The sequence below is a fragment of the Archangium lipolyticum genome, from assembly GCF_024623785.1.
Lineage (GTDB): Bacteria > Myxococcota > Myxococcia > Myxococcales > Myxococcaceae > Archangium > Archangium lipolyticum.
This window is the reverse complement of record NZ_JANKBZ010000010.1, coordinates 127,778-141,411: the sequence shown is the minus strand read 5'-3', so window position 1 is coordinate 141,411 and position 13,634 is coordinate 127,778. Positions and strand designations below refer to the sequence as shown.

10 protein-coding genes are annotated in these 13,634 nt (G+C 64.1%); 5 read left to right on the top strand and 5 right to left on the bottom strand.

The window, feature by feature from the left end; genetic code table 11:
• Nucleotides 1-236: 236 nt before the first annotated feature.
• Entirely contained in the window at nucleotides 237-833 is a 597-nt protein-coding gene (locus NR810_RS22455) for a hypothetical protein (protein ID WP_257455297.1), read from the top strand.
• A gap of 332 nt (nucleotides 834-1,165) precedes the next feature.
• Here NR810_RS22455 and NR810_RS22450 read toward each other — a convergent pair whose 3' ends face one another.
• Entirely contained in the window at nucleotides 1,166-2,458 is a 1,293-nt protein-coding gene (locus NR810_RS22450) for a carboxypeptidase-like regulatory domain-containing protein (RefSeq protein WP_257455296.1), read from the bottom strand.
• Between the two features lie 190 nt (nucleotides 2,459-2,648).
• Between NR810_RS22450 and NR810_RS22445 the strand changes: the two genes are divergently transcribed.
• The 4 genes from NR810_RS22445 (at nucleotide 2,649) to sitI6 (ending at nucleotide 6,283) form a co-directional block, all read left to right on the top strand.
• Nucleotides 2,649-3,830 (top strand): alpha/beta hydrolase, encoded by a 1,182-nt coding sequence (locus tag NR810_RS22445; RefSeq protein WP_257455295.1) that lies wholly within the window; start codon nucleotides 2,649-2,651, stop codon nucleotides 3,828-3,830.
• A gap of 31 nt (nucleotides 3,831-3,861) precedes the next feature.
• Nucleotides 3,862-4,761 (top strand): glycoside hydrolase family protein, encoded by a 900-nt coding sequence (locus NR810_RS22440; protein ID WP_257455294.1) that lies wholly within the window; start codon nucleotides 3,862-3,864, stop codon nucleotides 4,759-4,761.
• A 61-nt stretch (nucleotides 4,762-4,822) separates the two neighbouring features.
• Nucleotides 4,823-5,533, top strand: coding sequence for a SitA6 family polymorphic toxin lipoprotein (gene sitA6 / locus NR810_RS22435; protein ID WP_257455293.1), 711 nt, complete (start codon nucleotides 4,823-4,825; stop codon nucleotides 5,531-5,533).
• 24 nt (nucleotides 5,534-5,557) lie between these two features.
• On the top strand, nucleotides 5,558-6,283 hold the full coding sequence (sitI6, locus tag NR810_RS22430; protein ID WP_257455291.1) for a SitI6 family double-CXXCG motif immunity protein: 726 nt from the start codon (nucleotides 5,558-5,560) through the stop codon (nucleotides 6,281-6,283).
• A gap of 222 nt (nucleotides 6,284-6,505) precedes the next feature.
• Here sitI6 and NR810_RS22425 read toward each other — a convergent pair whose 3' ends face one another.
• From NR810_RS22425 to NR810_RS22410, 4 genes are read right to left on the bottom strand one after another with little or no spacing between them, the layout of a single operon-like run.
• Entirely contained in the window at nucleotides 6,506-7,915 is a 1,410-nt protein-coding gene (locus tag NR810_RS22425; protein ID WP_257455290.1) for an EH signature domain-containing protein, read from the bottom strand.
• An 8-nt stretch (nucleotides 7,916-7,923) separates the two neighbouring features.
• The gene (locus NR810_RS22420; protein ID WP_257455289.1) at nucleotides 7,924-8,613 is read right to left on the bottom strand and encodes a hypothetical protein; all 690 of its coding nucleotides are present in this window, start codon (nucleotides 8,611-8,613) and stop codon (nucleotides 7,924-7,926) included.
• A 41-nt stretch (nucleotides 8,614-8,654) separates the two neighbouring features.
• The gene (locus NR810_RS22415) at nucleotides 8,655-10,676 is read right to left on the bottom strand and encodes a coiled-coil domain-containing protein (protein WP_257455288.1); all 2,022 of its coding nucleotides are present in this window, start codon (nucleotides 10,674-10,676) and stop codon (nucleotides 8,655-8,657) included.
• A gap of 3 nt (nucleotides 10,677-10,679) precedes the next feature.
• Nucleotides 10,680-13,283 carry a DEAD/DEAH box helicase gene (locus NR810_RS22410; RefSeq protein ID WP_456062034.1) on the bottom strand — a complete coding sequence of 868 codons (2,604 nt, stop codon included), beginning with the start codon at nucleotides 13,281-13,283 and terminating at the stop codon, nucleotides 10,680-10,682.
• Nucleotides 13,284-13,634: the final 351 nt, after the last annotated feature.

Sequence of the window (13,634 nt, the reverse complement as noted above, 5' to 3'; positions counted from 1 at the left end):
GACGACCTTCCCGACCCGGGTGATGTCTCACGCGTATCCGTTGGCGCCCTGGAAACCGGACCCATAGCTTTGACGATGAGCGCGTCGGTCCACGCGCAACCCTCGTTCGCCAGCCCATGCCTGGCGCGCCGGGAGGGCAAAGGGGAGTCCTCTCCTCGGGCCGTGGGTCCACATCGCACTCGCTTCTCGAGCGGGCGACGAGCGCATGGGGCTTCTCGCGCCGCGAGAGGTGGGCGATGACCCTCAAGAAGAACTTGAAGAAGCGCGTCCGCGCACGTCAGGAGAAGACGGGCGAGTCCTACACGACCGCGCGGATGCACGTGCTGAACCAGGAACAGGCCAGGGGACCGAAGGTGAGCCAGGTGTCACTCCGAGAGGTGACTCCGCTGGTCGACGAGGTGGGGCTGATGGGCCAGGCGTTCCTCATGCCACGCACTCCCGAGTCGCTCGCCCGGCCGGCCCTGAAGCTCCTGTGCGAGTTGCTCCTGTCCACCAGGGACGAGCCCGCCACGCAGCGGATGCGCGCGGTGCTCCTGGGCGGCGAGCCGGACACGCCGGACTTCGCATCCCTCTCCCGGGAATGGGTACAGACGCAAGTGTTCCTGCGAAACCTACGGCTCGGCATGCGGGGCCCCAGCCGGAGCGGGCGCCTCCTCTCGTTCGAGCTGCGAGCAGACGGCGTACCCGTCACGATGGTGGTGGCGCTCGTGCCGTCACTGGGAGAGGCGCCGAAGCTGCTGCTCGGCACGGCCGAGGACTTCCTGCATGCCGAGCAGGCCCTGGGCAACCCGGCCTTGCTGGGCGGGTCATTCTTCTTCCAGAACGTGTGGTAGGCGTCAGGGACAGACTCGACCTCGAGCAGGGTCCCTCCCGCTTCCAGGTCATCTCCTCCGGCCGGCGTCGGGAACTGCCGGGGCATCATCGCCCAGCGCAGCAGCGACGCCCACGTCCGCGTCTATGTCTGGTTCCGTGTGCCCGAAGGGAGGGCGCGAGGGCCCAGCGCGGCGATGCACGCCTCGCGCACACGCCAGATCCACTCAACTCCGCAACCCGAGCGCGAGGAAGCCCTGGGCCAGAGGCTCGTGCTCCGAGAGCGGGAAGTCGGGGAGCGTCAACAGGGGGATGAGGGACGTCCGCATGGACGTCAAGATACGACCCGAGCCGCTCAGGGGGCCTCTTTCTTGCGCGGGCGCACACGCGGCTCCACCGAGGTGAACCGCAGCTCACCGAGATCCAGCTCGCGGCCCGGCTTGAGCGCGATCTTCCTGCGCACGGAGGGCAAGCCGGGCACCTGGGCGATCATCGTGTCGAACCCCGGCAACCCGTCGACCGAAAACCGGCCGTCGACAGTGGTCAGCTCGAGGTTGGACTTCTCGGGGCAATGGATCTTCGCGTTCCGCCGCGCCTCGAACCTGAGCTCGAGCTTCGTGACGGGCTTTCCGTCGGGACCGAGCGCGCGGCCCGTCAACCGCGCGGTGGGCGGGAGGCGCAGCTCAATGGCGGGGCCGCCCGCCGAGACCTCGGCCTTCTGGCTGGCCATGCACTGCGCGAGCGCCTCCACGACGATCGGGCCGGCGACTGGGACGAAGCCATCGAAGGCACCCTGCGCGTCGGCGTCGAAGCCCTTCCCGTAGCCCTCGAGGTTGAAACCGTCGGGGATGGGCTCGAAGAGCCGGGCGTAGGCCTCCTTCGACCTTTCCCAACCGCCCTCCGGACGAGGCGACACCTTCACGCGGGGAGACAACGCCACGACGATCCGGGCCTTGGGAACCGGCCGCCCGTCCGCGTCCACCACCCGTCCGCCGAAGCGGAACCGGGTGAAGAGGGGAACACTCACTTCCCGCGCACCGGCCTGGACCTCGACCGCCGGCGAGGGAACGCCATCGAAGCCGTCCGCGACAATGGCCCAGGCCCCCTCGCGCAGGCCCCAGAACTCGAAGGTGCCGTCGGGCTGTGACAGCCGGGAGCGCTCGGCGTAGGCGGTGTGCCCGGACCTCGTCTCCACCAGGGCCCGGTAGCCCCCCTCGACCTCGACCTTGGGAACCGCGTACACCCGGGCCTCGGCGACTCCCCTCCCCTTCTCGTCGACGACCTTTCCGCTGATCGACAGGCCGGTGGGAAAGACAATGGTCGCGGTCTCGTCGGTGGACTCCGGCCAGACGGAGGCGGAGCCGAGCGCCGGGTGCTCGGCCTGGACGTCCCTCACCTCGCCGACCTTCTCGAAGGTGACCCAGCCCTCGGCGTCGGGGTGGCGCAGCGGCGCCGAGCTGCGCTGGCTGGTACCACAGAGCATGCTGGGTGCGTACAAGCGCACCTCGGTCTCGAGCGGCGCCGGCTTGTCCCCAACGAGGACGCGGACCCTCAGCGTGTGCTCGGGGACCTTCGCCGAGTCGCCGTAAGGCCAGGGCGCCGCAGCGGATGCGAGCGCGAGGAGGGTGGCCGCCAGGGGCAGGAGCATGGCGACACACCAGCGCAGCCGCCTGGCGCTGTCAACGCGGCGGGCGACACCTCCCAGTCAGCGCCCGAGCTCGACGTCTTCGAGGACTCCGAGCGCGTCGGGGACCAGGGGGCCACCGAGTAGCAGGCGCTGACCCGGCTTCATCGAGGCGGGTGCCAGCTCCGTCGCGGTCTGGAGTAGTGTTCCTTCAGTGGAACCACTCGACACCCTTCGTCTGATTCTCGCCGGCCTGCTCTTCGGGCTGGGTCTGCTGGGCTTCTTCAAGGCTCCCCTGGGCTCCCTCTGGAAGCCCGCCGTGGCCGCGACCGAGTGGGGCCACGTGCTGGCCGGCCTTCCGCTCCTCTTGTTGCTGCTGCCCGGTGGAACGGGTTTCGGCGCTCGGCTCACGTGGGTCCTGGCCACGCTCGCCGTGCTTCTCCTGCTCTCCTCCCTGCTCCGGGCCCTCCGGTACGTGAAAGAGCTGGAGGCGCACTTCGCGAAGACCTTCGGACCCGTCCAGCCCCGTGCGCTCCCCGGTGCTCCCGCGCGGACCGCGCCCCTGGTCCTGGGTGATCTGCTCTCGGTCTCCACCCCCAGGGTGACCCCCACCCGGCACACCTACCGGGAGGTCGACGGCCATGCCCTGCAACTGGACTTGTACCGCAGCGCCGAGGCGCCCCGGCCCCTGCCGCTCGTCGTGGTCATCCACGGGGGCTCCTGGAACAGCGGGGACAGCACCCAGCTCGACTGGCTGAACAGCTATCTCGCCGCCCGAGGCCACGCGGTCGCGGCGATCAACTACCGGCTCGCGCCCCGTCACACCTTCCCGGCCCAGCGCGATGACGTGCTCGCCGCGCTGGACTGGCTGCGAGAGAACGCCTCCCAGCTGGAGCTGGATGCTTCCCGCATCGCCATCCTCGGGCGCTCCGCTGGTGGCCAGCTGGCACTGCTCGCCGCCTACACGGCTCGAGATCCGGCGATCCGCGCGGTCGTCGCCCTGTATGCGCCCACGGATCTCAACTGGGGTTGGGCCAACCCCACCAACCCCCGGGTGATGGACAGCCCCAAGACCCTGAGCGAGTACCTCGGCGGAACGCCTGCACAAGTCCAGGAGCGCTTCGATGCCGCGTCGCCCATCGACTTCGTGCTCCCCAATTCGCCTGCCACCCTGTTGGTTCATGGGACCCGGGACGAGCTGGTCCTCGCGGAACAGAGCCGGCGTCTGGCCAGGCGCCTGAATCAGGCCAACGTCCCCCACCTGCAGCTCGAGCTCCCCTGGGCCACCCACGGCTGTGATGCCAACCCCGCGGGACCGGGAGGACAGATCACCACCTGGGCCGTGGAGCGGTTCCTCGCCGCCGCCTTTCAGGACACTCCCAAGCGCCCCGCCTGATAGAACGCCTCTCAGTCGGAGGCAAAGACACATGAGACGCCGAGTCGCGCCGTCATTCATCGCGATCCTGATGCTGCTGGGTTGTGGTTCGAGCACGCCGAACACGGGCGACTCATCGCCCGAGGACGCGGGCACCCAGACGCCCACCCTTCCCACCAAGAGCGCCAAGCGGGGAATCGCCTTCGACCTCGCGACTCCGGAGGACCTCGCCGCCCTCTCTCCAGGGGTGAGCTGGTGGTACAACTGGAGCCCGCAGCCCCACCGGAATGTGCCCTCGGATCATCAGTCCCGTTACGGCATGGACTTCATCCCCATGCTGTGGAACGGAAACTTCAACGCCGAGAGCATCGAGGCGTTCCTCAAGGCCCATCCCGACATCAAGTACCTGCTGCTCCTCAACGAGCCCAACCTCACGGACCAGGCCAACATGTCGCCCCAGGACGCGGCGCGGCTGTGGCCCAGGTACGAGAGCGTCGCCGCGAATACGGGGGTCAAGCTGGTCGGCCCCGGGATGAACTGGGGAACCTATCCGGGCTACTCGGATCCGGTCGTCTGGCTCGATGCGTTCTACGCGGCCTACCGCGCGGCCAACGGGAACCGTGACCCGCGCATCGATTACCTCGCGTTCCACTGGTACGACTACGGGCTCGCGGGCCAGCTGGACCGGCTCAAGAAGTACGGCAAGCAGTTCTGGGTCACGGAATTCGCCAACTGCCACAGCCAGAAGGATGGCGCGCAGATCGACTCGGTCGCCAAGCAGAAGGCCCAGATGACGGAGATGGTGGCGGTCTGCGAGAGCCGTGAGGATGTGTTCCGCTACGCCTGGTTCACGGGGCGGTGGACGAACGATCCGTGCTTCGCCAGCCTTCTGGGCGCTCCGGGAACAGTGACGGAGCTGGGCGCCCATTACCTCTCCCTGCCCTTCCGCTGACACGCGGCGAGGGCCCGGCCACCATCAGGCTCAGGCCACCCGCTCCACGGAGAAGCCGGACATGACTCGAGCCCTCCCACACCGGGCTTTATTACTTGCCACGCTTCTACTGGCCGCGTGCGCCACCTCCGCACCTGTCTCGCACGCAGGGGAGAGGACGAAGCCTGACGACACCACTGCCTGCGACGACGCGGACGCCGACCAGTGCGTCGTACTCGCCTGTGACGAAGGCGAATGCGCCTTCTTCGATTGTGCGGACGTGGACCCTGAGGCACTCGCGCACGTGCCCCTGGCGCATGACGCGGAGCTGGCGCAGTTCTATCGCCTTCCCTTCCGCCCCCCTGGGACTCAGCGCAATTGGAGACGCGCGGGGCTTCGGGAGGACGCCCGACCCCGGCTGACCTTCCACTTCCGCTATCGCCAGGGATTCCTACCCGCCTTTCCCCGGCTCGAAGGCAAGCTGCTCAAGCATCACCTCTTTCCCCAAGCGCGGGAGTTCAGGGATTGGTTCAATCAATGTGGCATCAACATCCACCAGTGGACCATGGTCCTCCCCGAGCACGTGCATCTGCGCATCCACAGCGGCGCGAATGGCGGATCATGGAACGCGGCATGGCGGCAGTTCTACGAGGCCAATCGGTACCGCCGGGTGCCGCCGGAGGAGCTGCTTCGCAAGGCTTTTGAGCTGGCCTTGCGCTTCGACATTGCCGGTCCCGTCAGGCCCTACTCCGCTCCAGTGTCTCCGCCTGGACCCCAGCTTCTCGCTCCTTGACAGCCAGGAAGCAGACACGAACGTATGAAGTTCTACGCGCTCACCAGAGACCCATCGCCGCGTAATACGGGCAACCTGAACGCCTCGCACGCGTGGAAGCTGCCCGGTGTGGAGCCCTGCCCGGCCTGTCATCTGCAGCCAGAGATGCATACATTTGCTCAATACCCGTGCGTGGACCTTTCGGGGCTGCCACCCGAAGAGCTGAAGAAGTTGTCCAGTGCCTGGCCCGTCCCACACGAGGAATTCATCCGGCGGCGCGAGCTCGTGCGTCCACTGGCACCTCCTGGCGCCGTGCTGCAACCAGGAGCGGTGTTCGGCCCACTCCAGGGAACAGGCCTGGGCTACTTCGGCCAGCTCTTCATGCAAAACGCCATGTCCCTCTGCATGCGCCGCGAGGCCTTGGAGCGATTGCAGGATGCGGGCATCCGCGGCCTCCGTGGCTGCCCCACCCAGGTGCGCTTCCGCACCAAACAGGCACCCGAGCTGCGGGACATCCAGCTCGAGTCCCACGGGCAGCTCCACCCAGGCTGCCTGCCGCCCGAGCAGCCCCGGTGTCCCGTGTGCAATGTCGACAAGGGTTTCATGCTCCCGGACCCCTACTGGCTCGACGCCACACGGATTCCAGAGCACGTGGACATCTTCCGCCTGGGCGAGGTCTCGGGAATCATCGTCGCCAACGAGCGACTGGTGGACGCGGTGCACCGCCTGGAGCTGGATGGGGTCGTCTTCCAGGAGGTGGAGGCTCGCTGAGCCGCGTGGGCGGCACCTGCGCCCCCGACGACCAGCCCCGCACACCTCAAGGGATCCTTGCTCGGGAAGAACCCCTCTTCCGTCCTGGACGCACAACACCCGGTGGTGCACCACCGTGCGTCCACAAAACTCAGGGTAGGATCACTGTTCCACATGGTCCGGTACACCCCCTGCATCTTGAGGTCTGGTAGGACAGCATCGGGTCGCGCCGAAACAGGAACCTCAGCGAGTCCTTTTCTGAGCAGGACGGTCCCATTCGATGCCGAGTTCCAGCAGTGCCAGCTGGAACCGAGTCTGCCATTGTCCACCGTGAATCAGCCGTCGCGAGGCGAATCCCCCGCTGAGGCCGTCATTGAGATCGCTGGCGCTCTCGGCCTCCTCGCCCCGAAGCTTCTGCTCGAGATTCGCATGCCGATAAATGAAAGCCGCGTTGCCAGTATCAGAAAACTCGACCACCACGTAGCTCTCGAACCACAGACAGAATGCACTCACCCGCCCCTTTGAAAGCCTCCTGGCTCTCCTGAAAGCGGCCTGCTGCTCTGGCGGAAGTGTCGCGACCTTTCGGAACAACTCGTCGTACGTCATCGAGTCAAGCCAGCACGTCGTCCTCCGGATGGAACCAAGATAGCGCAGCCAGAATCTACGTCGATCCTGCTCCCTCATCGCACGCTCAAAGAAGAACTCAAGATCCTGCTGAATGAGAGCGGCCAAGAAGTCATCGAAAGCCTCTTTGGCGCGCTGTCGGACCTGGGTCCATGCCTCGGTCAAGGTCTTGAGACGGGGATCGCCAAAAACACTATCCCTAGACACGAGGCGCTCCTCAAGACGCCCGCGGACTCCCGCGCTGATCTGCCCACGCGCCCGGCAGTCCAGCGCCGCCGCCACCACGGCCACGCGGGCCACCAATGGAACGGAGGACACAGTCCCTTCCGTGGCCACGTGCGGCAACCATGCCCGTCCGCGTGAGTCGTCCAGGAGAAACGCCAAGCTCTCGGAGACATCCCAACGCGCCTGAACTCTTCGGAGGAGGTACTCCGCCACGACGTGGCCTGCATAGGCGGTGTTTGGCTTCACCCCCGCGCCTCGCAGCGTCTCAATTACCTCAAGCAAAGGCCGGTCCTTCCAATGCGTAGCGAGAAGCCCTGGACCCTCTCGACCGAGCACCCCCTCGATTGATAGGGGCAAGTTCCCCCGTAATGAGCGAGAGTCCGTCGGACACCTGCCCGCGAGCCGCGCCCATGCAACCTGTTGCGAGCCATCCTCGTACAGGCTCCAGTCACGAAGTCGCTGGCGTACCAACCGAGGCCAACTCTCGGGATTCTGCGTGAGGAACCATTCCATACGCTCCAACCCCACCTCGCGCCACAGACCAGGCATCGCCCTCAACTCACGACGCGACAGGCTGGCGAGATTGCGTGCGTCCAGCTTGCCGAGAACGGCTTGGACGTCGAGCGTCTGGCGCGCTCGGAAAATGCGATCCGGCTCCCGGTCGTCGGCCCTCTGATGAGCGGATTCCACGCGTGCGGAGAGTTGTCGCATCCCGGTTACGACCTGCTCATGGAATGTGTCGAGCCCAGCCAGAAAGAGTCGCTGCCGGTCAGAAGTCTCCTTGAGCCACGAATCCAGGCCCATGACGCCTCCTACAAACGCAAGTCGCCGCGGACCCGGATGACGAGCCGGCGATTGGATGGGTCACTGCCAGTCGTTCCGGAACGCGGTGCCGTCTGGCCCCGCCCCGAAACGACGAAGTTCGCATCCAGACAGTCCAATTCGTAGCCTGCATCCCTGAGCTGACTGCGTATCGTGAAGAACACCTCCTGCGCACGGGCAGCGCTGGCGCGGACGTTGTTCTCGAAGCTGACCTGTGCAACCCCGTTGCGGACACCACATTCTCCACTCGTACCGAGGAATGGGCGGTCGTCCGTGTGCCCTTCCAGAATGATGCTGGGCTCCGCACCAGCGTCCCTCATGCCGTCTACGGCCTCGCAGACCCGGTGGATGAGAGGAATGGCGCCTCGCTCGAACTGCTCCACGTAGGCAAGGGGCGTGCGGCACTGGCCAAGTCCGAATTGCAGGTTCTTGAACTCGATTTCCAACGCATTCACTCCACCATCCAACCCGCTAAGCGCGATGAATCCTCCATCGAGCGTGGCATCCAGCGAGATCAGGTCTTCTCGTAAGGCCAGGAGTGAGGCCTGGACACCTTCCTTCTGTGAATCCACCTTTCCAATGGCCGCTTCCTTCTCCAGGATGGCGGCTTCCCGCTGCTTACGCGCCTCAAGAATGAAGATGACCGCTAACAGCAGGAACACCACCGCGACACCGGCCATGAGATCCGCAAGAGACCGGTCGCTCCCCTCTCCTGACGAACTCACGTATGCCTCACCCGTGGCTGTAGGGTCTGCTTGAGCTCTTTCACCGCATCGGTAAGCTCCTCTACTCCTTGGACAAATTCACCCGATGTCCGATCCACCACCGAGTCGAGCCGCTCTATGACTGTTGCCCACTGGCTGCTCAACACCTGTGCTTGGCGATTTATTGATTCCTCGTAGGTGCGGGTCAACCCATTGAGGACGGGGCTGACCTGGTCGAGGGCCTGACGCTGGGCACTGAGCAGATGCTCCTCCTGCCTGACCACGCTCAAGCGTTCCTCCGAAAGCTGCTGGAACGAGTTTGCCGTCGCAATCAGGCGCTCCGCTACCTGCTCCATCCTGACCGAGACCCCCTTCGCACCATCTTGAGTGCCCACGACTTCACGTGTCGCGGAGACAAGCCGAGCTGCGGTGTCGCGCAACTGCTCGGTCAGCTTGCGCAGTCCGTCCTGGGTCGTCCCCATGATCTCTGCGAACTCCGCAGACCTTGCCTGAACGTTGCTCATGTCCGCCGCTGCGGCAGCGCGTAGTGCCTCCACCTGCTCGTTCAGGGTTCCCGCTTGGCGCACCGTGTGCTCCTGGAGGTTCTGGGCAGAACGAGACGCGGCATTCATGAGTCGCTGGGTACTCTCGTTCATTCCCGCGAGAACATCTTTGAAGCCGCCCATCACGGAAGAGACGGTACTCTCCAGCTGACCGAGTACCTGCTGGTTCTCCAAACCAAGCCGATGGGAAGACTCGGTTGAAGCCTTGAGCACCCGCGCTACAGCGGTCTCCAAACCGTCACGAACCTTATCGAAGCTCCCCACAAGAGCGGTGACCTTCTCGCCCAGCGCGTCGATGGCCCGCTGGTTTTCGAGTCCCCACTGACGCGCATTGCTGCCCATCGTCTGCGACATGGCATCGAACTGGCGCTCAAGTCTAGGAAGCACACCCACGAGTTCGGCCATCTGGCGTGCCATATCTTGGGACTGAGATTGGAAGCCTCCAGACACCGTATCCCGGAGCTGCTCGATGATGCGGCCAAGGTCATGCTCCTGCCGTTCGGAGAGCGCCTTCTGGATTGTCTCCAAGTGCTCGCGAACCCTCGACATCTCCTCTTGCAGCGTCGTGGCAAAGCCTGACGCGATGGAGCGCTGCAATTCCGTGGCGATTTCTCGAACAGCCTTCTCCACGGCGGTGAGCTGTCGAGTGATGACATCGCCGACATGCTCCTTCATCATTGTCCCGAAGTGGGTCCGTACTTCGGTGCCGATGTCCTGGATGGAGACGTTCACGCTCTCCAGGTGTTCGAGCCGTTCGGACAGCTCCCTGCGAGTCTGGGAAAGTTCGCCCTTCAGCGTTCCCAGGACGTCCTTGCGCGCGGACGCCAGCTCGATTTCATGCGCTTCGAGCGTCTGGGTATTGGACTCGAATCCTGCACGCATCGCGTCCAGCCGGGCCAACAGCCTTCCCTCAAGTGTGGAAGCAATCCATTGGAAGATGAACGAGCCAATGAGGCCTGCGGCGGAAACGAAGAACTTGGCACCCATCTGACCAATGGCTTGAGAGAGCAAGTCCGCCTGAGAGCCAGAACCAGCCCCATTGCCGGCCAGTGCACCCTGAACGGGCCCGACGAGTACACTGCCCAGAAGACTGAACGTGATGACCAGCGCAATTCCCGTCAGGTTTTTGCCAAGCCCATGGCCAGAAGAGTGGCGGAACAAGGCGCGACAACTCTCACGCAGCTCTTGTGAGGGAGAAGCCCGAATGAGCACAGGCCCTGGGATCCGCTGGAGTCCAGGGGGGAAGACAAGCTGTTCGCGGACGGCGCGCCATAAGGCCCGTCCTTCTACTCCGGAGTCAGGCTCTTTTATCCTGCCGGAAAGAAGGTCCGTCAGGCTTCCATCCAATGCACGGATGGCTTGCAACAGATTTTTCCACCGCCACAACACGAGCCCTACCGCAAGCAGCGTGAGCCCTACGATGAACCCGAGGGCTTGGAGAAGAGAGATGTTCTGCAGAAGTGATACAAGTGACATGTCTCAGCCTTTTCCTGCGGCACCCTGCTCCTGGAAAACGCTCGTGTACTGCTTCGCGTCGTTCAGTTCGGGTGACAAGAAGTCACGTGCCATGGCTCGCTTGCGCTCCACCAACTCGTGCAGCCGCATGTCGAACCCCGCGTCTGCGCGTCCCTGGCGGTGGAGCAACGGGTAGTAAACGTGGACCGGGCGAACCTGACCGATGCGATAGGCGCGGTCCGTAGCCTGGTCCTCCTTCGCGGGATTCCACCATCGCCCATAGTGGATGACATGGCTCGCGGCAACGATGTTGAGCCCGGCCCCTGCGGCCAACGGACTCAGAATGAGAACCTGGAAGCCATGGGCGCGTGAGAACTCATCGATGAAATCCAGGGCCAATCGACGGTTTTCAGGCTCTCCATTGAGGATGGGAACGCGCTTGAGTTGAAATTTCTCCTTGAGGAGCTGCGACAGCAGATCTTGCATCGCGCGGGAGAGGACAAAGACCAGGGCCTTCTCAGCGTGAGCGCCTCCTCCCTGACTCTCTATCCGCTCCAGCAACTCCAGGCACAGTCGCGTCTTCGGACTTTCGCGAAGCGCTGTCGCGGTTGACATTCCACGAGACTCCGAGAGAAGAGCCGGATGCTGATAAAGCTTTTGCAATGCCGCGAGCGCCCAGAGCATGCCTCGTTTCTGCGCCTGCTGGGCGATGAGCCGTTCCTGTTCCTCCTGAAGCATGGTCATCTCGACGGCAATTCTCTGGGAAAGCTTTGGAGGAAGGTCTTTGAGAGCATCTGCCTTCTCGCGCCGAAGGAGCGTGCAGTTGGCGGAAGGATAGCCAAGCCGCTGCCGCAAGGTTTCCACGGCGCGTTCGCCCTGGTATTCTTCGCGAAAGGAGGCGCGTGTTCCGAATACGCGCGGCTCCCGGCTCTGGACGGCGTCGTAGATGGCCCAAACATCGATCAATTCATTTTCGACTGGGGTACCCGTCAATGCGACCGCAAAGGAGCGCTTGAGGGCGCGTGCGGCGCGCGAGCGCAGCGTGTCCGGATTCTTGAGGTTGTGCGCCTCATCAAAGACGACGACATCGAAGTCCATCTTCAGCAGGGAGCGCTGATGTGCTCCGAGCGTCTCGTAATTGGTGAGAATCAGGTCCTGACGCTCAAGGAAGGCAGTGTTGAGCCCATCTGGGCGTGCTACCGCCTGCAACCCAGGACCGTGCAGGATGAATGGTTGCGGCCAGACTCGCGCCTCGAAGAAACGAGAAAGTTCCTGGCGCCAGTTGTCGAGCAGGATGGTGGGACAAACGACGAGTTGCGGACGCACAACCCCCAGAGCATCCAAGCGTCTGAGCGTGAGGAAACAGGCGACCTGCAACGTCTTGCCGAGCCCCATGTCATCCGCGAGCAGGACGCCGGAATCTTGGGATTTGGCGTGGCGCCACAGCCACTCGATTCCATGACGTTGATGAGGCTTGAGTTCCACGCCCGGCAGCAGCGCGGTATGCAGGAGGTCCCATGGAACAGGATCTGCATCCACGAGGGTTCTGTCGGGGTTGACAAGAGTGGCCTCCAGCTCGCGTACGATGGCAGCCTGGCGCCCCCTGGTACCCTGTGCCTTCTCCAAGCCCGCTCCAGGCACTCCCTCATCCGAAGGTGGCTCCGACAATTGGAGCGCAATGCGAAGCTGACGTCCCAATTCTTCGCTCGGAAGCAGCCGATTTCCTCCTACAACCAACGGAGTACCGTCCCCCCGAGCCATCGCGGTGTCGTTCTGCGAAAGAAGAAGCAGAGCCTCTTCCCGTGAGCGCAGTTGGAGCGACATGGGCGCAAGGCCCTCGCCCTGCTCAACCTGGAACGTGAACGAGAACGCTCCGGCGTCGGCGGGAGGATCGATCCATTCCAGCCCGGAGCCCTCCGTTCTCTCAGGAGGTTGTCGGCCACGAAGGACTTCGAACCCCATGACTCTCTGAGAGTATTGAGAAAGGTCCAGGATGGAATCCGCGTCCAGTCCCTCGGGAACGACGGCTGATGGGTCTGCCAGCTCCCGCTGGACGTCACCAACAAGGCGCCGCTGCAGAGGACGGATGTTTTCCAGTACTTCAGTAGCCCCCTCGGGAAGAACCAGGGGTCGGCGGCTGTCGTTCCCTGCGATCCCACCAGGTCGTATGCTGCCCAGAGGCAGCGAAGCGTGAGTGCCATCCGGAAGGACGGCGTAGGGGTGTAAAGAGACAACGTCCGTCGCGTCTGGGTCCGATTCCCAGCGCAGCCCCACTCGCACCACCGACTGGGGCTCGAACATTCCAAAATAGCCTGCAGGGGTGAACTGAACCCGTCCAGAAAGTAGCCGTGAGGTGTCGTCCAGCACATTGCGGATTCGTGCCACACGCGCAAGCTGTTCCTGTGCTGATGCGTGGCTCGCGAGACGAGCTTCGGCGCAGGCCCAGGCAGCCGTCGGGCTCAAGGGGCGAGGCGCGCTGCCGTCAGCAGCCACGAACCACGGGAAAACGACAGATGTGGTCGAAATCAGTTCCCCATCGATTCGGACTCTGTACTTCGCACTAGGGCTGCCTGGGACGCCCACCACGTCACAACGGATGGATTGCCGTTCGAGACCGAGCAAGTCCATGAGCAGGTGCTGAAGTGCAACCCACTCATCCTGAAGACAAGTGCGCTCTTCCTCGTCCGCCCCGCGCTCGACGGGGCGTCCGAGTGCGACCCATTGTGTCGCAGAGAAGCGCACATGATGGGCGTCGAGCCAGCCCTTCGCCAGCCATTCGTCTTCGCGCAAAGCGACACGGGAGGCAATCTCCGGAGGAAGAGCGCTCAGGGAAATGCTCAACCGGTCGGATTCGATGGACCAAAAGCAGGACGGAGCGTGAGAGTTTGGATGCACGGCTTGGCAGATTTCCGGGCGGGTGGCTTGAGCATCTCAGATTGCGCCAGTGCATGGAAACCCGGACCGGAAGTCTTCTTCGAC